This is a genomic window from Marinobacter manganoxydans MnI7-9 (genome assembly GCF_000235625.1).
GTDB classification, from domain to species: Bacteria; Pseudomonadota; Gammaproteobacteria; order Pseudomonadales; family Oleiphilaceae; genus Marinobacter; species Marinobacter manganoxydans.
In genome coordinates, this window is sequence record NZ_AGTR01000014.1 from 211,851 (window position 1) to 235,484 (window position 23,634).

The following is a 23,634-nucleotide window of genomic DNA, read 5'->3' on the forward strand; positions in this document are numbered from 1 at the left end:
GGCTAGGAGCCCAAGAATGAGCAACAAAAACGTAGTGGCCCTCGATCTCCCCATCCCGGAGATCAAAGACATGCCGGAAGACACCCAGAAGTACTTCCAGATCTGCCAGGAAAAACTGGGCATGATCCCGAACGTACTCACCGCCTACAGCCAGAACCTTAAACAGCTGGACGGTTTCACCCGCCTGTATAACGAGCTTATGCTCGGTGAGAGCGAACTCTCCAAACTGGAGCGGGAAATGGTCGCCGTGGTGGTTTCCTCCGAGAACAAATGCTTCTACTGCCTGGTTGCTCACGGCGCCGCCGTGCGGGTCCTGAGCGGCGATCCCCAGTTGGGTGAGCACATGGTGATGAACTACCGCAGCGCCAAACTCGACAAGCGCCAGCGGGCGATGCTGGATTTTGCATCCCACCTTACCCGCTCGCCGGCCACCGTCACCGAAGACGACATCCAGGCCCTGCGGGATGCCGGTCTGAGCGACCGCGGCATCTGGGATCTCAGTAACCTGATCGGCTTTTACAACATGTCCAACCGGGTGGCGATTGCCAGCGATATGCAACCGAACCCCGAATATCACAGTCAGAGTCGCTAGCAGGTAAACCACCCTGCTCGCCCTCGAATACAAAAACAATGGAGGCAGAGATATGAGCAAGACTCTACCAAGTTATACCAGCGGAACCGCGGAAGTGCCCCTGCTGGGCATGACCATCGGTGAAATGCTCGACCGCACCGCCGAGAAATACCCGGACAACGAAGCCCTGGTGTGCCTGCACCAGGACATTCGCTGGACCTACAAAGAGTTTGTTGAAAAAGTCGACGAAGCCGCCCGCGCCTTCATGGCCATTGGCGTCAAACGCGGCGACCGCGTGGGCATCTGGTCCCCCAACCGCTACGAGTGGACCGTTACCCAGTTCGCCACCGCCAAAGTCGGTGCCATCCTGGTGAACATCAACCCGGCTTACGGTGTCCACGAACTGCAATACGCCCTCAACCTGGCTGGTATAACCACCCTGGTGACGGCTGACAGCTTCAAAGCTTCCAATTACCGCGAGATGATCTACGAGCTGGCCCCGGAGCTGAAGCGAAGCTCCCCCGGCAAGCTCAAGGCCGACCACGTTCCGGAATTGCGGGCCGTGATCAACGTGCACGAAGACAAGCACGACGGCATGTGGACCTGGAAGGAATTCCTCGGCTTCTCAAGCGACGTGTCCCAGGACGATCTGGTAAAACGCCAGGGCGAACTGCAGTTTGACGACCCCATCAACATCCAGTTCACCTCCGGCACCACCGGCAACCCGAAAGGCGCTACCCTCACCCACCACAACATCCTGAACAACGGGTACTTTGTGGGCGAGAGCCAGATCCTGACCGAGAAAGACCGCCTGGTGATCCCGGTGCCCCTGTACCACTGCTTCGGCATGGTCATGGGCAACCTTGGCTGCATCACCCACGGCTCTACCATGATTTATCCCGGCGAAGGCTTCGAGCCCAAGTCCGTTTTGCAGGCCGTGCATCAGGAAAAGGCCACCGCCCTGTACGGCGTGCCCACCATGTTCATTGCCGAACTGGCCGAGCCGGAATTCGAGACCTATGACCTTTCCAGCCTGCGCACCGGCATCATGGCGGGATCCATCTGCCCGGCAGAGGTCATGAAGAAGGTCAACGGCAAGATGAACATGAAAGAGGTTCAGATTGCCTACGGCATGACCGAAACCAGCCCGGTTTCCACGCAGACCAGCTCCCTGGATCCGTTCGAGAAGCAGGTCACCACCGTGGGCCGCACCCAGCCGCACCTGGAAACCAAGATCGTTGATCCGGGCACCGGCAACGTGGTTCCGCGTGGCGAGATCGGCGAGCTGTGCACCCGTGGCTACAGCGTGATGCTGAAGTACTGGAACAACGAAGAGAAAACCCGCGAAGCCATCGACAGCGCCGGATGGATGCATACCGGCGATCTGGCCACCATGGACGAAGAAGGCTATGTCCAGATCGTTGGCCGCATCAAGGATATGGTCATCCGCGGTGGCGAGAACATCTACCCGAAAGAAATCGAAGAGTTCCTCTACACTCACCCGGCCATCGAAGAAGTGCAGGTAACCGGCATTCCCGATGACAAGTACGGCGAAGAGCTGATTGCCTGGGTGAAGCTGGCTCCAGACGCGGCGCCAGTCACAGCCGAGGACCTGCAGGCCTTCTGCAAGGGCAAGATCGCTCACTTCAAGATCCCGAAGAACTACAAGTTCGTGGACGAATTCCCGATGACCGTCACCGGGAAGATCCAGAAATTCAAGATGCGGGAGATTTCAATCGAGGAGATGGGACTGAAGAAATAACCACGGTCCCTGCTTTGGTTGAACGGACAAACCCCGGCACTTGCCGGGGTTTGTCGTTTTCCGCTCCAGCAAATCAAGGCCGAATACGTGCTTGTCAGCGCTCCACCGCCATGCTTCACTTCTGTGATTAGCATGCAACCGGAGACGCCCCTATGCCCAGCCCCGCAACCGACTACTCGAAAACAAAAATCAGCCTTCAACGTGTCTGGGTGCTATTGCTCAGCGCGGTGCTCCTTGGCGGGTGCTCCACGGTGTACTACAAAACCATGGAAAAATTCGGGTATGAAAAGCGGGACATCCTGGTGGATCGGGTTGAAGATGCCCGGGACAGCCAGAACGACGCCCAGGAAACCTTCCGTTCGTCGCTTGAGCGTTTCCAGAGTGTGGTGGACACGCCTGACACCGAGCTAAAGGAACAATATGCCGAAATCAGCGATGCCTACGAAGACAGCCTGGCGAGTGCCGAAGAGGTTAGAGACCGGATCGACAAGGTAGAAGAAGTCGCCGAGGACCTGTTCGATGAATGGGAAGACGAACTCAGCCTGTACGAGAGCGCATCACTGCGCCGCAGTAGCGAACAGCAACTGAAAGAGACCCGCGTTCAGTACGGCCAGCTGATCAGCCGGATGCACGACGCCGAGGACAGAATGGAACCGGTGCTGCAGGCATTTGAGGATCAGGTGCTGTACCTTAAGCATAATCTGAATGCCCAGGCGATCGGTTCGCTGGAAAACGAACTGGTCAGCATCCGTCAGGATGTAGATTCCCTGATTCGCAATATGGAACAGTCAATCGCGGAGTCTGAAGCCTTTATTCAACGCTTTCGCCAGGGCGGGTAATACCTCAAGGGAGCCAACGCTATGGAGCGCCAAGACGCAGATCCTGCGCTCAAGCCGGCATTGATGCAATTCGACATGGCGCTGGCAGAATTTGCCCGCGCCCGCAAATCGGACCCCAAAGCCTCCAGTCTCAGTCTCCTGGAGCGCACACGGATGCTAATGACGCTGCCAGGCGGCTTCGACGCCATCTACCGGCGCGTAAGGTCGCTCGAATCCGCTGGCATTTTCGGCACCAGCGACTGGGCCCGGCCAGCCCTGCTGCAACCGGCGCTCGCCAAACACTCTCTGAGGGAGGCGGGTGCAGTTACCACCATTGTCGAGGCGATCAGCGAACTGCGCATGCTGGCCGTCACCCGTGGCAAATACTTCCATCCCGGAATTTCTGCTGAGCAGGCACGCCACTTTCTCACCCAGGTGATGGCATTAAACCTGGACCTGCTGTCTGGCCAGCTCACCGAAGCCGATCGTGAAAGACCCAAGCAACTTGGCACCATCGTTCAGGAACTCTATCGGTACCTGATCTCCCACCTCGGTTATGAAAGCCTATTGGACAGCCTGGTGGCGGAAGTCTGGCGATTGCTGGACCAGGGGCCGGTGCAGGTCGACAGTATTCGGGAAATGATCGGGCAGATCGCCAAATGCCTTTACGACCCCGACATCAAAACCGGACGCAATGCCGATGCCACGCGGCTGGTGAAGGCCCTCTTTGCCCCCACACCTGCCAGCGCCGAGGACCCCGGCCTTGCCGTTTACGAGCAGCGTTTGAAAGACATGGACGACGTGGCGCTCTCCTCCGAAGCCACCTACTTTGCCCGCAGCATGTTCGACACCGGCCTTGCCTCTCCCTACCACGCGGTGATGCTCCGGTTCCTGCGCGCCAGCGGCCAGGACGATCTCATCCCCAACACACTGGGGCTGACCATGACCGGGCTGGACGATCTCTACTGTTACACCGATCTGGTCCATGCCCTGATTGACGAGGCCATCTACCCGGAAACCTGCCAGGCCGTCTATGGCCTGACCATGATGCTGGAGCGCGGATCGCTGTTTACACCCTCTGTGGCCCAGGCACTGTGGCGGCAAATCAAACTCAAGCCCTCTGCGGAAACCGATCAGGCTCTCAGAGAGGCGTTCGGCGATGCCCGGCCACCCCGGGTATTCCTGCTGGCCGGGGTTATCAACCTGCTGGGCCAGCCGCTGGGCGTTGGTCAGGGCAACAACCCCACCTGCCAGTCTGCCATTGGCCTCTCCATGTGGGCGTCAAACGAGGCGGATTACCTGTTGCAAGTCCTGGCCTGGGCAGCACGCGACAACGAAGTGCTGAGCCGCTTTGAAGGCCAGGAGGTTTCTTCCCGCGATCTGGAACCGGGCCTGGTTAAGGGAACGCCAGTGGATGTGGACCCGGTATCGCTCGTGCTCATCCCTCATCTCGATCGCCTCTACGGTGAGATGTGGCGCCGCTGTGAGACCCGGGACGACGACGCCCATCGCTGGATCAACCCGGAATTCTACGGCTGGTGGGTCAGCCACGGCTTCCGCGTGGTCGCCGACGTAAAAACCGGCGAGGTAAAGGACTACGAGGGATTTATCCGGCATTTCTACGCGAGCTATCACCCCTTCTACAACGGCAACATACCGGTCATTCACGCCCAGCCGGCAGGGATTGCTGTAACAGACAGCGCCGCCCGCTTTGTTGGCCGGCACGCCATCAATATCCTGCGGGTTGCCCTGAGCCCGAAGAACGAGATGCGGGTGTACTTTTTTAACCCCAACAACGACAGCGGCCAGAACTGGGGCCAGGGCATTACCTGCTCAACCCACGGCAATGGCGAGTTTCGCGGTGAAGCTTCCCTGCCCGTGGCCGAATTCACGTCTCGACTGTACGCCTTCCACTATGACCCGCTGGAACTGGGCGATCTATCGGCGATACCCGATGAGGAAGTCGCCCGGGTTATGGACCTGGGCTACACAAGCTGGGCGGCGCCGAGAGATACATCCGAGGAATAACACTCTCGGCTATCCGCCCTAATAGCTCTCGGTCTTACCGGTGACCGGCGACAGGGGCTCGCCCTCCTCGTTCTGCAGCTGATAGTCGTAGGCGGCCTGCAGACCGGTATCCTCTTCGGTCTCATCATCCGGTTCGTATTCCAGATGCCTTGGATAGAGCGGCGACAACATGGCCACGATAATGCCGATGGCGCAGAACATGGCAAAGGCATCGGCGTAACCCACCTTGCCAACAAGAATACCGACTATCGGCGAGCCAGCCGCCTGGCCCAGTGATACTGCCATGAAAGGCAGTACGGGGCCCATGGACAGCCGCCCCGGCAGCAGGCGAATGCCGGTCATCAGGTACAGCCCGGTCAGACTCATGTAGGCCAGACCAAACACCAGTGCTGAAAACGCCGAAATCATCAGGTTGTCGGGGCTGGCCGCCAACAACGCCAGGCTCGCGGCCAGTGTCATCAGCATCAGGGCCTGGGTAACCGGTGGGTTGTTCCGGTCAGCCAGATCGGCCACCACCGCGCCGCCAAGGCCGGCAATACCGACCCCCAGCCACAGCCATGCCGTGGCATCGGATGGCATGGATCCCAGATTAACCACGAGATCGGGTGCGAAAATCCAGTAGGCGGCGGAGACAAAGCCCATCATGAACGCGAACAGCGAGAGCCTGAGCAGTCGCCACCATTGATCCGCACTGATTGGCTGCGCCGGCGCAGCATTGGCGGGCACAACACGGGATACAGACGGAATGAAGAACCAGGTGGCAATCACGCCAATTACCGCCAGCACGGCAAAGGACGCGTAGGCATAGCGCCAGGCCCCGGCGAGGAACAGGATCGTCGGCACAGCAACGACGACACCGATACTGGTGCCCGCGTTCATCACCGAGCTTACCCGGCCGTGGAGCGAGCGTCTCACCAACGCCTGCATGGCGGCTGTGAGAGCCGGCATCATCAGGCCCGTGCAGATACCACAGAGAACAACACCCACCCCGAGGGAGACGGCCCCCACGGCCTGGCTGATCAGCGCCAGGCCAACAACACCAAAAATACCGGATGCCATGGCGGTATTGCGGGCACCAAGACGATTTGCCGAGAGCGGAGCCACCAGGGTAGCGAATACGAAACTGATCAGCGGCAGCGCACCGATCACACCGATCACATCCGGCGCCAGCCCCAGGTCATCCCGGATCGGGGGGACGAACAGACCGAACGCAAAGCGCGCCAGACCATAGCTGATCGCGATCAGTGCTGCGCCGAGGAGTGCAAATGACGTGCTCGAAGGAAACTTCATTCCGCTGTGCTCCTTGCGCTGTCCATCTTCGTCAGACTAGACATCAAAGCAGGATTTTTAAAGCAGCGGATGGCCTGCGCCAGCGATCAGCCTGCGGTCTGGGGCAGAAACCGGCGGTCCCAGACCCGCTCAGCGGCCTCGAACAGGCTGTCCACCGTCAGCGCGAGCATGCCAATCAGAATCGCGCCCTGCAACACGTAGGCTGTGTTGCCATTGACGAGACCGGCGATCACCGGATCCCCCAGGGTTCTGGCACCGATGGTTGAGCCAATGGCGGCCGTTGCAATGTTGATGGTTACCGAGGTCCGGATACCGGCCAGGATCACCCTGCCCGCCAGCGGCAACTCCACCTGCAACAGCACCTGAAAAGGCGACATGCCCATACCCAGCGCCGCCTGCCTCACTGTGGCATCGACACCCTCCAAGCCGGCCAGGGTATTGCGCAGAATGGGCAGCAATCCATACAGAATCAGCGCCACCAGAATCGGCGCCTCACCAAACCCGAGAACCGGCACCGCCAGGGCGAGAACCGCCACCGGCGGGAAGGTCTGGCCGATAGAGGCGATCTGGCTAACCAGCGGCAGAAAGTCGCGCCCAGCCGGGCGCGTGGCGAAGATTCCCCCGGCAACCGCAGCGACGGTTCCAACCAGGGCGGAAATCACCACCAGCATCAGATGGTTCTGGAGCAGAAAGAGAAAGCTCTCCCGCTCGTAGACCACATTCTGTTTATCCGGCTGCACCCACTCGAAAAGCGGTTCGAGAGTCGGCATGCCCGCGCTCAGGGCACAGAGGAGCACAGTCAGCAACACAGGCGGCAGCCAGACCCGCATCAGGCACCTTCCTGGATAATGCGTTCACGGGTGATGGTTCCGGTTTCCTGGCCATCGGCATTGAACACCGGCACCTGCCTCCAGTTCTGCCAGAGCATGATTGAAAGAGCCACTCGCAGGCTGTCGTCTTCCTTGAGACCGTCGGCGCCGGGTTCCGGCTCTCTGGGCTGAGGGTGAGCCTCCATCAGATCCCTCACGGTGTGCAGGCTCATCAGTTTCAAGCCGCGGTCCTGCTTGCCCACGAGGTTCTCTACAAAAACGGAGGCGGGTCGCCGGAGAATGTTCTCCGGCGTGTCGTGCTGGATAATCCGGCCCTGATCCATCACGGCAATGCGGGTCGCCAGCCGCAGGGCTTCGTCAATATCGTGGGTTACAAACACCGTGGTTTTCCGCAGCTGACTCTGGATACGCAGCATTTCCAGCTGCAGGTTCTCCCGGGTGATGGCATCCAGCGCACCGAAGGGTTCGTCCATCAGCAGAATATTGGGGTTGGCAGCCAACGCCCTGGCAACGCCCACCCTTTGAGCCTGCCCGCCGGACAATTGCTGGGGATATTTGTTGGCGTGGGTGGCCTGGTCCAGATCCAGCAGCGTCAGCAACTCATGCACGCGCTCGTCGATCCGCTCCCGTGGCCATTTCAGAAGCTGGGGTACCATGGCGATATTGCGGGCCACCGTCCAGTGTGGAAACAGCCCCGTGCCCTGAATCACATAACCCATGTTCAACCGCAGCTGCTCGGGGTTCATGGCGGTAACATCGTTACCATCCACCAGGATCTGGCCCTCACTGTGGGGCAGCAACTGGTTGATCATCCGCAGGGTAGTCGACTTGCCGCAGCCTGAGCTGCCCACCAGCACGCACACTTCGCCGGTTTCGACCGTGAGGTTTATCCGGTCCACCGCCACGGCATCTCCAAAGCGGCGGGTAACGTTTTTCAGTTCAATCATCCGGGCTTATCCCTCTCCTGTCAGGCCGTCGCCGGTGTCGGCTAGAGACTGGCCGCCAGCATGGTGAGCAGAGCATCCGCCAGCAGCGCGAGTGCAATGGTGGGCAGCGCACCAAGCAATACCAGATCCATCGCCGCCTGCCCCAGGCCCTGAAAGATAAAGCTGCCAAAACCGCCGGCGCCAATGAGCGCGGCAACCGCGGTCAGGCCAATGGCCTGGATGGTGGTAATGCGCACGCCTTCCACAATCACGGGAAGCGCCAGTGGCAACTTGAGTTTGAAGAACAGCTGTCGCTCGTTCATTCCCATACCCCGCCCGGCATCGGCGAGGCTTTCCGGCACCTCGGTAAGCGCGACGAAGGTGTTGCGCACCATGGGCAACAGACTGTAAGCCACCAAAGCCAGCAAGGCCGGAGCCCAGCCAATGCCACGAATCCCCATGGCCTGCAGTGCCGGAAAAGCGGCCGCCAGCGCACTGAGCGGTGCGATCAGTAACCCGAATACCGCCAGGCTGGGAATAGTCTGAAGAAAGCTGACCGCGCCAAGGATGGGACGGCGCCAGGCCACACTACGAATCATCTTCAGGGCCAGTAGAAAAGCCAGACCGGCGCTGATGCCGACCGCGCCAAAGGCCAGTGCCAGATGAGTCCACAGGGCCTGCTCGAACTTGTCCGGGCGGGCGTTGAATTCCCGAACCAGCGACAAACTCTCCAGCCCACCGCCTCGAAGGATCCACAGCCAGTTGCCAACGATGACGGCCAGTATCATCAGCTGCAGCCCTCGCCCGCTCCCGAGGCGCCCGAGGATTTCGATCAGCATCAGCGACAGCAAAAACAGCAAACACCAGAAACCGGCTCCGATGGACGACCGCGCATAAGGTGCGTCTTCCGGCAGGTGCCGGCCCGCAAAGACCTCGAGCAACAGGGGCAGCAGCGCCAGGGAGAGGCCTACCAGGCCCAGAAGCGGCAGGTACCGCCGGCGCAACGGCAGAAAAGACAGCAGAACGCAGCCAGCCAGAACCAGTGACACCAGGCCAGCCCAGGGCCCGCCAACGGCCGAAATGAGGCCGTGACCGGTACCCGGAACAATGCGGTTGGGTTGAATGACGCCCAGGTCCAAAAGCCAGACCAGCGCCAGGGCAAGACACCCCAGCACAGGCAGGACACGGTTCGGCATGGTGTTCGAGGCAACAGAGCTGTAAATCGACAAACCTCAGTCCTGGGCCAGGGAATCCAGGTAATCCCGGGCGACGGTATCCGCCGGTACCCCGTTCACGGCCACCTGGCCATTCAGGCGCTGCAGCGTTTCGAGATCCAGCGATTCGAAGATCGGCGTCAGCACTTCCCGGATCTGCGGATAGGCTTCCAGCACCTCGCCACGCACGATCGGCGCTGGCTGATACACCGGCTGAACGCCTGCGGTATCTTCCATTACCTTCAGATCCAGCGCATCCAGCCCGCCATCGGTGCCGTAGGTCATCGCACCGTTTACGTCGTTGTTATTCAGGGCCGCCGCGCGCAATGTCGCCGCCGTGTTGCCACCGGAAAGAATCAACAGCTGGTCGGATTCCAGCTTGAAGCCATAGGCCTCCTGGAACGCCGGCAAGGCACTGGCGGATTCCACAAACTCGGCGCTGGCCGCAAACTTGAAGGCACCGCCCTCATTGATGTAATTCGCATGATCTTCGAGTGTGGCCAGGTTATTTTCCCGCGCCAAATCGCCCCGCACGCTCATAGCCTAGGTGTTGTTTGCTTCGGCGGGTTCCAGCCAGACAATGTTATGTGCCTCTTTATCCAGGCGAGCAGCCTCCTGGTAGGCCTTATCCGCATCTTTCCAGATATCCCGATCCGCCTGATCGTGAAAGAACGCAGCATTGCCGGTGTACTCGGGGTAGATATCGATTTCGCCGGCCTTGATCGCATTGCGGACGATGCTGGTGCCACCCAACTGCAGTCTGTTTTCAACCGGAATACCCGCCCCCTCCAGGGACTGCAACACCATCTGCCCCAGTACCGAGCCCTCGGTGTCGATCTTGGAGGACACCACCACGGGATCAGCAGCCATTACCGATCCGGACATCACGAACGCTATCAATGCCGCTGTGCGGCGCAAACGGGATTTGGGAGTCACGGCCATTCCTCTCGGTTTTTGGTTACCACTATCAATCTAGAGGCCGCATCTACGAAGGCAAACGGGATTTGGTCTTGCCGGCACCGGCCCGCAGGAGGCCAGTTCCAAAATCGGGCGGAACGGACATCGTATTTGAAATCCGGAAACCCAACGGGTTAGGCTGTCTAAATAGCGAGCAGCATGGTAGTGAAGGTTATGGCACAGACCCTGGAAAAGACCCTCGAACCCACCTCCACCGTAGCGCCCCTGAACCCTGATAACGTGGCACTGCTCGAACAGGAAGGTTTAACCCTCAAGCCACTGGACCCTATCGGCGTTGAGATCTACGGATCCGACGTGCGCAACCAGCTGCCAGAGCCGGCTATCAAGGCCCTGGAAGAGGAAATGGCAAATCGCGGGTTCATCGTATTCAAGCACCAAGCCGGCCTTTCCCCCGATGAACTGATTGAAGCCTGCAAATGGTGGGGCGGGCGCGAGATCCATTCCACCCACGGCGTGCATCCCGCAACACCCGGCCGTAACCGGCACATTTTCCGCTGCTCTAACGATGGCCGCCAGGGCATTCTTGGCGTTGGCCCGCAATGGCACAACGATGGCAGTTTCGAAGCCGCCACCTTCTCCCACAGCGCCTACTACATGGCCCGTGCGCCAGAGAATGGCGGCGGCACCCACTTCGCGCACCAGGGTGCGGCCTTTGAAGCACTCCCTCCGGAGAAACAGGATTTCTGGGAAAGACTGGTGTCGGTAAACTCCGCATCCAGTGTGACCCACCCCGTGGTTCACACCCACCCGATTTCCGGTCGCAAGAGTGTCTGGCTGCATCTGGGCATGACCGGCGCCGTGCTGGAGCGCCTGCCGGAAGAAGGTCTGACGCTCGACCAGTTAAAGACTCTGCCTGCACCCGCGGACAGCTTCCACCTGCTGGACGACGCCGCCATGAAGGAACTGTTCAACGATTACAATGATCTGCTGAACGATTCCTTCGAGGGTGGCTACGGAATTCGCTACGAATACGAAACCGGCGATCTGTTATTTATCGATAACTGGGCCGTCGCCCACCGCGCCGCGCCAGAAGCGCATCTGCCGGCAGAGCAACAGGGACTGCGCATCATGGACCGGGTCACCATCAAGGCACCGAGAAACCTGTCGCCCCATTTCGGGCTGCCCCAATACATCAACATGGCCGGCCCCCACCCGTTCAACAAAGACGGCGTATGGCAGGCCGGTGGCGTGGGCTTCCGGTGGAAAGACGATATCCGCATGCAGAACTGATTCACCCGTTTTGCATGCGGCCGTGCGTCACTGCACCGGCTGACAACCGCGCACAGCGAGAGAGATATTCGTTGCCGCCTTTATCTGATCGTAGTATTTCGCGGCGGTTTTCACGCCCATATCCGCGTAGTTCCCGGCACTGGGGCTGATCAAGGTGCCCAGCTGGGCCCAAGCCGCCGCGGATTGCCGGTCACTCTCATAGGCTGAAAATGCCTGGTAGATTTCATTACAGGTAATGCCGTCTCCATCCATAGCTGCGGAAGAAACATGAGAGGACGTCTGACAGCCCGTCAAAGCGCCAACCGCCAACAAAAACCCAAGACTCTTGTACTTCATTGATCAGGTCTCCCAGGCCGTAATGGCCTCTTTTCGAAAGTATGGATAGCATGGTCTTATACATTCCAGCCCGATGCCAGACCTGCTGGTCTCAATGGAAAGATGCATTGAAAATTCCTCGCCACAAACTAAGCTATTCCTGTCTCTTCACTCTTTTGAGCATGCCCATGAAAGCGTGTCTTCATGCAGGTCTCACTCTCGCGCTATCCATTCTGCTTCTCTGGAGCCCAGCCCGAATTGGCCATGCGGAAACCGTCCTGCACGTTGCCTACGAAGATAAAACGCAATTCCCCTACTACATGGGCGACACCCAGGAGGTTCTGGAGAGACCCGGCGCAGCGGTGGAGCTGGTCAAATTGCTGGAAGAGCGGGTACCGGGGTTGCGGATCAAGTTCAGCCGATACCCCTGGAAACGATGCCTGGCCATGCTCGAAACCGGCCAGGTAGATGGTATTTTCAATGCTTCTTACAATGCTGCCCGCACCCGAATTGGCGAATACCCCTGGCGGGACGGTCAGGTTGACCCTACCCGCCGACTAACCACCATCAGCTACAATCTCTATGTCCTGCCAGATACAGAGCTGGGCTGGAGCGGCAAGGCTTTCGAAGACACGGACCTGTCAGTTGGCGCCCCATTGGGCTACTCAATCGTGAACGATCTGGAGAACCTGGGCGTTTCCGTAATCAAGGTTCGGAGTTCCAGGCAGAGCCTGCAGTTACTGACTGCCAGACGCGTTCATGCCGTTGCGCTCCAATCGGTCACCGCCGATTTTCTGTTACGCCAGAACGCCAGGCAGCTCCCGGGCATTGTCCGGATTGATCCCCCTCTCAAAACCAAGCCCTACTACCTGATGCTCTCACGGGAATTCAAAGCGGCAAACCCGGAGCTTGCAGAGCACATATGGAATGCCATCGGCGAACTCAGAGAAGAAAAGCTTGAGGCCCTGGCGCAGCCCTATCTATCCGAGTCCGGCTAGTCAGCTTTCCCACTTATTTGGCCTATTGAGAGTGAGTAAGCCCATAGTCGATGGCAGCACACACCGCCGCGGCCTGCGCGGCATTGCATTGCTCGGGGGTTACGCGGGGGCTGTCGGGGTAAACCTCGGTGGTGGTCCGGTAGGGCGCACTCGTAATACCGGCGCACAGGCCCCACTGCGTGAGCGGATACGCGATCACGCCCCGGGCGACCACCGGGGAGCCGAAGATCTCGCCGCTGTCATCGGCCGGCGCAATATGCGTCACCTGCTCCACCGCTCTGATCAATGCCTGCTGGAATTCAGGCTGTGGGTTCTCGCTGTCGTCGACCACGTAAAAGCCATCGGGAATCCCCGCCGGTTCGAACGGCTTGCCGTCGCGGGCAGCCAGCGCCGGGCGAAACTCCGATTCGTCGGTATCGGCAGTCTCGTGCAGGTCGATATGAATCAAGGCACTGTCACGAACAGGCGCTACCAATCGCATAAGGGCGGCTGACTCCTCCGCCCGACTGCCCTCGTGGAATGAACGGTTGGGATCAATCGCATTATAGTTCCAGCGATGAATGCGCTCATACGCCCAGGGACTGACACAGGGCGCAACCAGCAAGTTCACGCGGCCGGCATAATCCTCCGCGTGCTTATCCAGGAACTGCAGCGCGCCATGCACACCACTGGTTTCATACCCGTGAACGCCGCCGGTTATCAGCACCACCGGCAGATCGTTATTCCAGTCGCGGCTGCGAATCGCCATCAGCGGATAGTAATCCGGGCCGTAATCCAGAGCGCCGTACTCTTCCACATCAAAGCGCGAGCGCAGGCCCTCGATCACACTCAACACCTCCGCCTCGTAACTGCGCTGGCGGGTCTGCCGTGACAACCACTCGGCGCGTTCCGCATCGCCCCAGGGAGTGCCGGGAGTGCCAATTGGATAGGGTGTTGAAACTGTGTTCATAGCAGCGCTCCGTTAACGATTGCCCGTAACTCCTGACGGATGGGGTATGTTGATGAGGGAATCAGTTGCGTCATGAAGATCATCACCAGCTCCTCCACGGGATCGACGAAAAAGTTGGTGCTCGCAAGGCCACCCCAACCGTACTCACCGACCGATCCGTTGGTCTGGGATTTGGCGACGTCGGTTTTTACCGAAAAGCCCAGACCAAAGCCAGTGCCGGCATAAGGTGTCTCGCTGAAAGCACCGACAGACAGGCCCGGTAGGTCCTGATTGTAAGGCAGGTGGTTACGACACATGAATTCCAGAGTTTTTCGACCAATAATCCGCCGCCCGCGGAACTCGCCACCCTGGCACAGTGCCTGGGCGAAGTGGAAATAATCGTCGATGGTGGAAACCAGCCCGCCGCCGCCGGACACGAACTGAGGCTTGCGCCGGAAGGGAGACGTCTCGGGGTCATCCTGCAGCGTGAACTGATCTCCAGCCTGGTACTGATAGCAGGCAGCGAAGCGGTCAAGTTGATCATCCCGAACATGGAAGCCGGTGTCAGGCATATCCAGAGGCTCAAAAATATGCTCCCGCAGATACTCATCAAACGGCTTACCCGACAGCAACTGCACCAGATACCCAAGCACATCCGTGCTGACCGAATAGTTCCAGGCTGTGCCCGGGGAAAACTCCAGAGGCAGCTCTGCGAGGTGATCGACCAGGGCTTCCAGCGTCATACTCCGGCTGCCATCCAGCTTAAGCTCGCGATAGGCAGCATCAACGTTGGTGCGCTGCATAAATCCGTAAGTCAGGCCTGACATATGCGTGAACAGGTCGCGAATTGTCATGGTGCTGGATGCAGACGTGGTCAGGAAGTTGGGGTAAACCCCGCTTTTATAAATCCGCCGGGTTCTCCAGGCAGGAATATACTTGTGTACGGGATCATCCAGTAAAAACCGCCCCTGCTCATAAAGCTGCATCATGGCGATAGATGTGATCGGCTTGGTCATGGAATAGATGCGGAACACCGTATCCCGGCGGACCGGCTTGTTGCGTTCCACGTCCATCAGTCCCTGGGCTTTCACATAGGCAATTTCCCCTTGCCGGGCGACCAGTGTCAGCGCGCCGGGTAACTTCCCGGGCTGGACGTAGCAACGGTCAAGGTGGCTTTCAATGTTTGAAAGATGATCCGTAGACAGGCCAGCAACCTGTGAGTGTTCCGTCATAGAGGGGGCACCTACTTGCGGGTTTTCGGATTTATGCAACTAGCTTACTCTGGCAGGCCCTCAAACTCTGGCACGTCGCCAAAGTCGCCATCCCAGGGTGCTTTACTGCCTGTAAAAATGTGGGCTGTGGGTACCATGGAGATTCTGCTGTCTAAACATCCTGCAGGAACGACAACAACACCTTCAAGCTGAGTGCTCGGCAATGCTGACCCGCACAACTTACAAAAGCTCTTGTTGTGACGAGTGCCAGAGAGCGTAAAGGAGGTCACAGCGTCTTTACCGGATAACCAGGTCAATTCAGCGGACTGCGAGAACAAATTTGCCGCATGAGCAGATCCGGTATCTTTTTGGCAGTGTTGGCAATGACACAGATAGAAACTGTCGAAACTGCCTTGTACCTCAAATTTCACAGTGCCACACAGGCAGGAACCAGAATGAACAGTCATCGGTTTTTCTCTATCGCCTCTTACTGAGACACCTGAAACATCGCGAACAGGCAGCCCGGCAGTGATTATTGTTTACGTGATCTTAGTGCTGCACCGTAGGCCATTGTCGCCCAATGACGCATTTCTGATGGGTCTTCCAGCGCCTCTTCGGGTGCCAGGTAGTATGACATTCCCACCATTCTCTGTCCCTTCGGATACATGAACTGTGATAACCCACGTTCTTCAAAACAGCTGACGGACTCAGAGTCTACTTTCAGGTAGAGCATGTCGTCGGCGACAAGGCCTATCATCACATCATCGTGGTAGATGCCGTAGCCACCAAACATCTTTCTGGCGCGAATTTCACCGAATTCGGAAAAAGTTTCTTTTAGGTATTCGATGTATTCACTCACTTTTCCAGCACTCGCATATCTAAAAGCCTGTAGTGCGGCAGGGCATCCAACCATTGAACAAGAGGAATTTCGAATGCCTTATGTCAATATCAAGATCACCGATGACAACTGGGGCGTCAAAGGGGAAACCGTCACCGAACTGCGAAAACGATAACCAACTAACAGGGGAGCAGAACTCACCATGACCACCCTCCGGGAACTTCTGAACGTTGACTACCCAGTGATTCAGGCGCCCATGGCGGGCGTGCAGGACAGCGCGTTGACCATCGCAGTTTCCAAAGCGGGCGGGCTGGGTTCGCTCCCCTGCGCCATGCTCACAGGCGAAAAAATCCGCGAAGAAATCGCCAATATCCGGGCCGCAACAGACCGGCCCTTCAACCTGAATTTCTTCTGCCACACCCAGCCACCGGAAGACCCGGAGAAAGAAGCCGCCTGGCGGCAAAGCCTGCAACCCTACTACCAGGAACTGAGGCTGGAGATGAACGAAGACGCCGGCGGCCCAGGCCGCCGCCCTTTCGATGAACAAACGGCCGACCTGGTGGCTGAATTGAAGCCTGCGGTAGTGAGCTTTCACTTCGGCTTACCGGCCCCCGATTTGGTGGCCCATATCAAATCCAACGGTGTTAAAGTACTGGCCAGTGCCACTACGGTGGCCGAAGCCTTGTGGCTGGAGGAGAGAGGCGCGGACGCCATCATTGCTCAAGGGCTCGAGGCCGGTGGTCACCGCGGCCACTTTCTGTCTGACGACCTTGGTCTGCACATGGGTATCTTTGCGTTACTCCCCCGAATCACATCCAGAGTGAAGCTCCCTGTAATTGCGGCAGGCGGCATTGCCTCTTCCGAAGGTGTCAAAGCAGCCATACAACTGGGCGCCACCGCGGCCCAGGTCGGCACAGCTTACCTGCTGTGTACCGAAGCAAAAACCAGTGCCATCCACCGGGCCGCCCTTCAGTCCCAGCAAGCTTCCCACACCGAAATCACCAACGTGTTTTCCGGCCGGCCAGCGCGCGGCATCGACAACCGGCTCATTCGCGAGCAAGGCCCTATCAGTTTGCGCGTGCCTGATTTTCCCAATGCGGCGGCTGCGTTGGCACCCCTCAGATCGGAGGCGGAAAAGCTTGGCAAGGGAGACTTTTCGCCCCTTTGGGCGGGGCAGAACACCATGGGGTGCGAAGAGATCTCAGCCGGGGAAATGACGTTGAGGTTGGCGGGTTTCGAGTAATGCTTGCTGGCGAACAAATGCCTTCTGCATCTTGCCAGAAAAGGCCAAGTAAAAGACGAAGGCAACAGCCGGTTTTAAAGCCCCCTCTTGGCTTCAGCTATTACAGTCTTCATCCTCGCCTGAAGTGCCCGATGCCGGGGAACGCACAGATATAACGTTTCGCTGACCGGGTTAGCGAGAGGATGAGCTTTGATGTGCTCAGACTTCTCAAAGGCCTCAACGGCATGTGCAGGTAAGACGGTAAAACCCAAACCCATACTAACCGGCTCCAGAATCAAACCGATCTGGTTCGAGAACCCCTTTCTGGGAAACAGGTTACTGTGCTGAAACTCAGGGTAATTGGCACCAAGAAGCAAGCTGGCGTGATGACTCCCATCCGGGTGATCGATAAACCCTAGAGCCATCAGAGTGTCCCAGTCCGGTTCCTCGACAGTAGCAGGTGTTACCAACAGCAGCGATTCCTGCGCGACAGGCGTGCAACTTACCTCGGACAGGGTAGATTTCGAAGTCATGAATCCGAGATCAACAATCGACTTCGCGATCGCGTTCTCCACATCCGGATTTGGCGCAAACCGGTAATCGATAACAAGCTTCGGGTGCTTGCTCTGTAGCGCCAAGAGATGTGGATAAAGCTTCAGCCCGACACTACCCGGAGACATGATCCGCACACTGCCTGCAAAGGGCGGATCCTCTCCGACTGTCTGTTCCAGATTCGACAACGCAAAGAGGATGCCCTGCGCCTCGGTATAAAGCCTTTCGCCTGCACCCGATAGAGAAAACTGCTTACCCTGCCTCACAAGCAATTCGGTACCGAGCTGCTCTTCAAGCTTACGCACATGCTGACTAACACCCGACTGGGTCATGTGAAGGCGCTCGGCAGTTCGGGTGAAATGACCGACTTCCACCAGTGTGCAAAAGGTGCGTAACCAGGCCGTGTTTATCATTACATTACGTAATCTTTTAGAGAATAAATGATAATTTTAACTAATTAACAACCCCATGTAACCTGCTTTCAGTCTTAACAGAGGAGGGCAGCCAATGAGCAACGTGTACCTGTAGTTGCCCCCGCTAAACCGGACACCACCTCATTCGTTTGATGCCAGTTCTGCCCGGTACTCCCAGGGCGATTTCATTTTCAGCCCCTTGTGTGGGTGGCTGCGGTTATAGTCTTCGACCCATTCCGGCAACCTGGCCATCACCGTGGCGGCATCAGGGAGATCGTTCAAGTACACATAGTCGCGCTTAAACGTCTTCACGAAGGCCTCAGCCATGCCGTTGCTCTGAGGGCTTCTCACCGGTGTGGTACACACTACAAAGCCCAGAGAGGACGCGAAGGCTCGCGTTTCTTTGGCAATGTAGCAACTGCCATTGTCCGTCAGCCATTCCAGCGGATGAGGCACTCGCTCTGACTGGCCGAACCGGTATTCCAAGCTTTCCAGCAGCAGGTCCTGAACCATCTCACCGGTGATGCCACCAGTAGTCGCTACATAGCGCATCAGCTCGCGATCACAGCAGTCCAGGCTGAAGGCTACACGGACAACCTCCTTGTTCCAGCAGCGGATCTCAAAGCCATCTGAGCACCAGCGAAGGTCCGGCTTCAACGTAATAACCTGGCCATTGTGGCAGCGCTCTTGAGGTCGCCCTGTATACCGGGGTAACAGCAGCCCATCCTGCTTCATCAGTCGGTACACGCGCTTGTGGTTTACTCGCTCATCGTTGGCTGCGAGCAACCGATTCAGTCGAGCCGTGATCCTTCGATAGCCATTGGCAGCACGGGCCTCGCACAGCTCACGGATAAACGGTAAATGCCGGTCATCGTCCTGTTTGCTGTATCTCGGGCTTCGGCCTTTCTGGCGACCATGAAGGCGATCCAACAGATTGGAGCGCGATACCTTCAGCACTTCAGCAACCCGCTTCAGAGGGTATCGTCCGGTGGCAGCAACGGCATGCGCGAGATCAACTTTTTTGACTGAGCCACCTCCAGGGCTTCCCGGAGTATTTCAGCTTCCATCGTCTTGCGGCCCAACATCCGCTCCAGCTCCCGAACCTTCTTGTTCAGGGCTTTCACCTCGGATGCGCTTACAACCTCATCACCGGATTCAATCGCGGACATGCCACCGTCTTTCATCAGCTTCTTCCAACGGAACAACAGACTTGCTGATATACCATGACGCCGGGCTACAAGCGATACCGACATGCCTGGCTGCTCACACTCTGCAACCATGAATGCTTTCTCCTGCGCGGAATACCGGCGACGGCGCTGCACTCCGGTTATGACTTCGATTCTCTCCACCTTGGACACTCCTTTGCACTAGGTCTATGCCTAGGCCTTTGCTTCTACCAAGGTGTCCGGTTTAAATGGGGGCTACTACAGTACCCAAGAAACTTTTCACACATCGGCATATCCGTGCCGGATCTTGAACAAGCCGTAAAGTTCTACACGGAGGTTATGGGTTGGTATTTGATTATGGAACCAACCTTGATCGAGGAAGGCGACAGCGCCATTGGAGAAATGTGCACAGACGTATTTGGCGCGGGCTGGGGCAAGTTCCGTATCGCTCACTTATCGACAGGCGATCGGATTGGTGTGGAGCTTTTCCAGTTTAAAAACCAGACCAACCCGGAAAACAATTTCGAGTATTGGAAAACCGGGGTCTTTCATTTCTGTGTTCAAGACCCGAACGTAGAGGAACTGGCAGAGCGGATTGTGGCCGCAGGTGGCAAAAAGCGCATGGAGAAACCGCGCTACTATTACCCCGGCGAGAAGCCCTACCGCATGATTTATATGGAAGACCCGTTTGGAAACATCCTGGAAATCTACAGCCATAGCTACGAATTGATATACAGTGCGGGCGCCTACCAATAAGCGCGAAGACAGTTTCAGGGGGCTTTCTGCTACGGGAAGCCTCCTTGATTTAACGCTTGGCTTTGCTATGAAGCGAAGCGGAGACAAAAGCATCCGAGTGCCGCGCCTGGTTAGCTGTTCCCAAGCATGTACGCCCGAAGCTGTCGCTCCTCTCGCATGACATAGAGAATGAGAACTCGCTTATCATCCTCACGATAAAAAATGCGACACGGTGGAACCACTACCTCCCTGTATACTGAATTAGGGAGTTCTGGAGGAATCCGTCCGGATTGGGGAAAATCTTCCAAACGCTCGGTCTTATCGAAAACATCCTGGACCAGGTGACTTGCGGCTGCAGGATTATCAAGAACAATGTACTCGGCGATGGCATCCAGTTCTTGAAGGGCGGGCTCCGTCCAGATTACTTCAGCCATTTACTCATTTTCTCCCTGGCCTCACTCTGGCTGTACGTTCTTCCCTCAAGTACAGCACGCTCTCCCCGTGAGAGCCCCTCAAGCAGCTCAAGTCGACGCTGCATAAACTCATAATCCTGCACATCAACAAGGTATGCGGATGGCTGACCATGCTCCGTGATCAGTATCGGCTCCTTAGACGAGTGCAAATCTGCAAGAATCTTTGTGGCTTGGCGCTTAAGGTTCGTAACAAGCTCAACTTTCATGGGCTAACCCTGATCCAAATTTATAGTGATACTATAGTATCACTTTTCGGGTGAGGCAATCACAGCTAATCGGGATAGGGAGGCACCTCACGATGCCCCTCCTCCCACATCACCGGGCATACGGATCACGTACCACGGCGATTCAGTGACTTGACTCAACCCGTTACCGCACTGCCAGTTCCGGCAGTCCATAGCTCCGAAACAACCGGGCCGGTAAGGCTTGCCGCAGTGCCGGCGAATGACTCAGCCGCCACGGGCCGTGGGCTGATTTCGCAGTGTTCCAGGCCAATTTGACCGAGACGCCCCGCTTTCTCAGCTCACGATACCCCTTTCGGCCCCATTGCTTCCACACGTAACTTCTCATTCTCCGCCGTATCCACTTGTCCAGGTCCCGCAGCGGGCTCAGTACTTCGGCTGCGTCGAAGTACGCTTTCCAACCAAGCAGGGTGTCTTTTAAGTCTGCGATCACCCGGGCTAATGAGTGGCCCCGTGTTCGGCGGCTCAGTATCCGGATCTGGGTTTTCAGCTTGGTGATGGCTTTGTCAGCCACTTTCAATCGCTGCCCTTTCCGGCTGAGGGTGAAGCCCAGGAAGCTGCGCTTCCAGGGCCGGTCTACCGCGCTCTTTCGTGTATTCACTGTGAGCCTCAGTGAGTCCTCGATAAGGCGCGTCAGACTCACCATCACCCGCTCGCCTGCGCGGTGACTGCCCACGTAGATCTGGCAGTCATCCGCGTAGCGAGCGAAGCGCAGGTTGCGCCGGTCCAGCTCCCAATCCAGTTCGTCCAGCACCACATTCGCCAACACCGGGGACAGTGGCCCGCCTTGCGGCACGCCCTCGGGGGTCGGAGCTTTGCGGTTGTCGATCTGAACGCCTGCCTTCAGGTACCGGTTGACCAGCCTGAGCATCGGCCTGTCCGGCGTATGCCGTTTCAGCCGTGCCATCAGCCGATCATGATTTACCCGATCGAAGAAGGCTTCCAGGTCCAGATCCACTATCCAGTTACGGCCTTCCCGAGCGCAATGCTGTCCGTATCGGACCGCATGATGCGCAGAGCGTCCCGGACGGAAGCCATAGCTGTGTGGATGGAAGCGGGGTTCCCAGTCCTGCTGGATAACCTGAGCGATTGCTTGCTGGATAAAGCGATCCAGCACCGTTGGAATACCCAGAGGGCGGGAACCGCCGTTGGCTTTGGGGATGGTGACCCGCCGGACCGGTTTTGGTCGGTAGGTCTGCTGGAGCAACTGCTGCCGAATCTCCGGCCAGTGTTGGCGCAGATAATCCGGCAACTCATCCACGGTCATGCCGTCGATGCCCGGCGCTCCCTTGTTACGTCGAACCTGTTTCAGGGCGCGATTGAGGTTGTCCCTGCTCAACACACGCGCCATCCACGGTGAGGGTTGAACGGAGTGCGAGCCTTCCCGGTTTCCGGCAACGGGTTCATCCCCTGGAGACTCCAGGGGCAGCGCTAGCTGCTTTGCGGATGCCATCCCGTTTCCCTGCACGGACTCTCGACTCCTGTCTCTGTTCGGGCCTTCGGTTCACGGGCGAACCTACTATGCCCTCTGCTGATTTCTGCCACGCGATCAGAGACGATCGCTCGTCTCTCAGTGGGTCCGTCCACACGTGGCAGACCTCCCGGGGTAAGGCACAGAGCTTTCACGACGTGAACGCCCGATTTATAAAGTACACCCCAGTCGCAGAAGGAGGGCTTCGCGGTCACGTGCCCGCTCGCCCCGGATGTACCACACCTCGTATCGGGTTCCTGTTCGTCGTCCCGCCGCTTTGGATTGGGCTTCCTTCAGACCCCACCTCGCGATGACGCCCTTGCCCTTCTCCTAGCCTTCGGCTCTGCGAACACCTGGCAGGAGGACTTTCACCTCCCTAGTTCTGTGCCATGCCCGGCACACACGCTTTGGTTCAGCGGCGCCCTTGTAGCGCAGCGAAAAGGGCATCCGGTGGAGGGCCGTCAGGCCCGGAACGAACTGGAACACTTGGTTAGATTTATTGGATCCTACCGCCTGAAACATGGGCCGCGAAACCTTCCCTCGCTTCCTGTGTTATGCCGGATAGATCTTTGGCCGGGACTCGCTCAACTTCAATCCCCATGGCCTCAGCGACTTTGACCAGATCATCCGCGTGGTACTCAGTCGCTATGAACAATTTTTGGGGTCTTGAGCCAGATTGGCCTTCAGCGTCGGCCAACAATTTCCGTGACAGGAATTCCGGCAAACCAGACATGCTTACCTGAACAAGCTCCATGCCAAAGATCATCCCCGTTGCCACCTCCATGATGGCCATAGCGTTGAAATCTCCATCGGCCTCCGTCATCACCGGTGCTTCGTTCAATTGGAAAAGCAGCCAGGCTTCATTGTGGGCATAATCAGACGGCTCAATTGGCAACGTACTCTCCTGATTCTTTTAAATCTAACGCCAATAATAAGCGGCGACCCGACAGGGGCGTCCGGTGGACGGCCGTCAGGCCGGGAACGAACTTGATTGACTGGTTAAAAGGTGCACCGCTTACGGGGTTCCTCGCAGTCGCTCTGTTACAACCACCGCATCGGCCTGATTTTCTTTGAAAAAATATCCTGAAAACGCGTATGCATCCTGCCAGTTTGGATGAGCCAACTCGAACTCTTTGAGTTTTCCCACAAGAATACTGACGGCTTCTTCTGACGACGTTGATTCCTGAATAAGCCTGTCCAAAATCATGGCTTGGAGGCTCACTTTCAGCGCTTCCAAAAATTTGGAATATGATTCCTGCCCCTTATCACGGCCAAATAATGTCTTCTTGCCGGTATTTTTTGTGACTGCGGCCATGGCCATAACCAATTTGGTTAGTGCATTGTAGGTATGGGGCGAGAAATGACGTAACTGTCGCTCAAACAGTTGATTACCAGCCATAGAACAACCTCCTTGTGTACTTTT

23 protein-coding genes and 2 pseudogenes are annotated in these 23,634 nt (G+C 57.6%); 8 read left to right on the forward strand and 17 right to left on the reverse strand.

Features of this window, described 5'->3' with window-relative positions; translation table 11 throughout:
• Positions 1 to 16 precede the first annotated feature (16 nt).
• The 4 genes from KYE_RS03950 (at position 17) to KYE_RS03965 (ending at position 5,179) form a co-directional block, all read left to right on the forward strand.
• Complete coding sequence (locus tag KYE_RS03950) at positions 17 to 592, forward strand: peroxidase-related enzyme (protein ID WP_008170617.1); 576 nt, start codon at positions 17 to 19, stop codon at positions 590 to 592.
• Between the two features lie 52 nt (positions 593 to 644).
• A complete protein-coding gene (locus KYE_RS03955; protein ID WP_008170619.1) occupies positions 645 to 2,333 on the forward strand; it encodes an AMP-binding protein in 1,689 nt (562 codons plus the stop codon).
• Between the two features lie 152 nt (positions 2,334 to 2,485).
• Entirely contained in the window at positions 2,486 to 3,172 is a 687-nt protein-coding gene (locus KYE_RS03960) for a DUF2959 domain-containing protein (protein WP_008170621.1), read from the forward strand.
• A 21-nt stretch (positions 3,173 to 3,193) separates the two neighbouring features.
• Positions 3,194 to 5,179 (forward strand): hypothetical protein, encoded by a 1,986-nt coding sequence (locus KYE_RS03965; RefSeq protein WP_008170623.1) that lies wholly within the window; start codon positions 3,194 to 3,196, stop codon positions 5,177 to 5,179.
• Positions 5,180 to 5,197: 18 nt separating this feature from the next.
• On the opposite strand, the gene KYE_RS03970 is transcribed toward KYE_RS03965, so the two are convergent.
• The 5 genes and pseudogenes from KYE_RS03970 to KYE_RS03990 all read right to left on the reverse strand — a co-directional run bounded on the left by KYE_RS03970 (position 5,198) and on the right by KYE_RS03990 (position 10,324).
• Positions 5,198 to 6,469 carry a CynX/NimT family MFS transporter gene (locus KYE_RS03970; protein WP_008170625.1) on the reverse strand — a complete coding sequence of 424 codons (1,272 nt, stop codon included), beginning with the start codon at positions 6,467 to 6,469 and terminating at the stop codon, positions 5,198 to 5,200.
• Between the two features lie 86 nt (positions 6,470 to 6,555).
• Positions 6,556 to 7,299 carry an ABC transporter permease gene (locus KYE_RS03975; protein WP_008170629.1) on the reverse strand — a complete coding sequence of 248 codons (744 nt, stop codon included), beginning with the start codon at positions 7,297 to 7,299 and terminating at the stop codon, positions 6,556 to 6,558.
• Positions 7,299 to 8,246: an ABC transporter ATP-binding protein gene (locus KYE_RS03980; RefSeq protein ID WP_008170631.1), complete on the reverse strand. Its 948-nt coding sequence runs from the start codon at positions 8,244 to 8,246 to the stop codon at positions 7,299 to 7,301. The genes KYE_RS03975 and KYE_RS03980 overlap by 1 nt, the downstream gene beginning before the upstream one ends.
• Positions 8,247 to 8,287: 41 nt before the next feature.
• Complete coding sequence (locus KYE_RS03985) at positions 8,288 to 9,421, reverse strand: ABC transporter permease (protein ID WP_039881835.1); 1,134 nt, start codon at positions 9,419 to 9,421, stop codon at positions 8,288 to 8,290.
• Positions 9,422 to 9,457: 36 nt separating this feature from the next.
• Positions 9,458 to 10,324 (reverse strand): annotated as a pseudogene (locus KYE_RS03990) (ABC transporter substrate-binding protein).
• 246 nt (positions 10,325 to 10,570) lie between these two features.
• Here KYE_RS03990 and KYE_RS03995 point away from each other — a divergent pair.
• The gene (locus KYE_RS03995) at positions 10,571 to 11,647 is read left to right on the forward strand and encodes a TauD/TfdA dioxygenase family protein (RefSeq protein WP_008170636.1); all 1,077 of its coding nucleotides are present in this window, start codon (positions 10,571 to 10,573) and stop codon (positions 11,645 to 11,647) included.
• Positions 11,648 to 11,674: 27 nt separating this feature from the next.
• Here the strand turns inward: KYE_RS03995 and KYE_RS04000 are convergent, their stop codons facing one another.
• Positions 11,675 to 11,983, reverse strand: a complete 309-nt coding sequence (locus KYE_RS04000; protein WP_008170638.1) for a hypothetical protein — start codon at positions 11,981 to 11,983, stop codon at positions 11,675 to 11,677.
• 167 nt (positions 11,984 to 12,150) lie between these two features.
• Between KYE_RS04000 and KYE_RS04005 the strand changes: the two genes are divergently transcribed.
• Complete coding sequence (locus KYE_RS04005) at positions 12,151 to 12,960, forward strand: substrate-binding periplasmic protein (protein WP_008170640.1); 810 nt, start codon at positions 12,151 to 12,153, stop codon at positions 12,958 to 12,960.
• 22 nt (positions 12,961 to 12,982) lie between these two features.
• Here the strand turns inward: KYE_RS04005 and KYE_RS04010 are convergent, their stop codons facing one another.
• The 4 genes from KYE_RS04010 to KYE_RS04020 form a co-directional block, all read right to left on the reverse strand.
• A complete protein-coding gene (locus KYE_RS04010; protein ID WP_008170642.1) occupies positions 12,983 to 13,909 on the reverse strand; it encodes a M14 family metallocarboxypeptidase in 927 nt (308 codons plus the stop codon).
• On the reverse strand, positions 13,906 to 15,120 hold the full coding sequence (locus KYE_RS04015; protein WP_008170644.1) for a serine hydrolase domain-containing protein: 1,215 nt from the start codon (positions 15,118 to 15,120) through the stop codon (positions 13,906 to 13,908). Before KYE_RS04015 ends, KYE_RS04010 begins: the two co-directional genes overlap by 4 nt.
• A gap of 44 nt (positions 15,121 to 15,164) precedes the next feature.
• Complete coding sequence (locus KYE_RS20995) at positions 15,165 to 15,566, reverse strand: GFA family protein (protein WP_081467501.1); 402 nt, start codon at positions 15,564 to 15,566, stop codon at positions 15,165 to 15,167.
• Between the two features lie 65 nt (positions 15,567 to 15,631).
• Positions 15,632 to 15,958, reverse strand: a complete 327-nt coding sequence (locus tag KYE_RS04020) for a TfoX/Sxy family protein (protein WP_039881837.1) — start codon at positions 15,956 to 15,958, stop codon at positions 15,632 to 15,634.
• 181 nt (positions 15,959 to 16,139) lie between these two features.
• Between KYE_RS04020 and KYE_RS04025 the strand changes: the two genes are divergently transcribed.
• On the forward strand, positions 16,140 to 17,180 hold the full coding sequence (locus tag KYE_RS04025; RefSeq protein WP_008170649.1) for an NAD(P)H-dependent flavin oxidoreductase: 1,041 nt from the start codon (positions 16,140 to 16,142) through the stop codon (positions 17,178 to 17,180).
• Positions 17,181 to 17,254: 74 nt separating this feature from the next.
• On the opposite strand, the gene KYE_RS04030 is transcribed toward KYE_RS04025, so the two are convergent.
• Together KYE_RS04030 and KYE_RS04035 are read right to left on the reverse strand one after the other, a co-directional pair.
• Complete coding sequence (locus tag KYE_RS04030) at positions 17,255 to 18,124, reverse strand: LysR family transcriptional regulator (RefSeq protein ID WP_008170652.1); 870 nt, start codon at positions 18,122 to 18,124, stop codon at positions 17,255 to 17,257.
• A 141-nt stretch (positions 18,125 to 18,265) separates the two neighbouring features.
• A protein-coding gene (locus KYE_RS04035) for an IS3-like element ISMaq2 family transposase (protein ID WP_085986432.1) occupies positions 18,266 to 19,473 on the reverse strand; the annotation gives its coding sequence in 2 pieces (ribosomal slippage) (positions 18,266 to 19,146 and positions 19,146 to 19,473; 1,209 coding nt in all).
• 81 nt (positions 19,474 to 19,554) lie between these two features.
• On the opposite strand from KYE_RS04035, the pseudogene KYE_RS04045 reads away from it, so the two are divergent.
• Positions 19,555 to 20,046 (forward strand): annotated as a pseudogene (locus KYE_RS04045) (lactoylglutathione lyase family protein); the annotation flags it as partial.
• A gap of 110 nt (positions 20,047 to 20,156) precedes the next feature.
• On the opposite strand, the gene KYE_RS04050 reads toward KYE_RS04045, so the two are convergent.
• The 5 genes from KYE_RS04050 to KYE_RS04070 form a co-directional block, all read right to left on the reverse strand.
• A complete protein-coding gene (locus KYE_RS04050) occupies positions 20,157 to 20,459 on the reverse strand; it encodes a type II toxin-antitoxin system RelE/ParE family toxin (protein WP_008170662.1) in 303 nt (100 codons plus the stop codon).
• Positions 20,447 to 20,704 (reverse strand): type II toxin-antitoxin system Phd/YefM family antitoxin, encoded by a 258-nt coding sequence (locus tag KYE_RS04055; RefSeq protein WP_008170664.1) that lies wholly within the window; start codon positions 20,702 to 20,704, stop codon positions 20,447 to 20,449. Before KYE_RS04055 ends, KYE_RS04050 begins: the two co-directional genes overlap by 13 nt.
• Before the next feature lie 163 nt (positions 20,705 to 20,867).
• Complete coding sequence (gene ltrA / locus KYE_RS04060) at positions 20,868 to 22,193, reverse strand: group II intron reverse transcriptase/maturase (RefSeq protein ID WP_039881824.1); 1,326 nt, start codon at positions 22,191 to 22,193, stop codon at positions 20,868 to 20,870.
• Between the two features lie 514 nt (positions 22,194 to 22,707).
• Entirely contained in the window at positions 22,708 to 23,106 is a 399-nt protein-coding gene (locus KYE_RS04065) for a DUF6930 domain-containing protein (RefSeq protein ID WP_008170669.1), read from the reverse strand.
• Between the two features lie 120 nt (positions 23,107 to 23,226).
• Positions 23,227 to 23,634: hypothetical protein (locus KYE_RS04070; RefSeq protein WP_227497738.1), on the reverse strand; the 408-nt coding region annotated here is incomplete at its 5' end.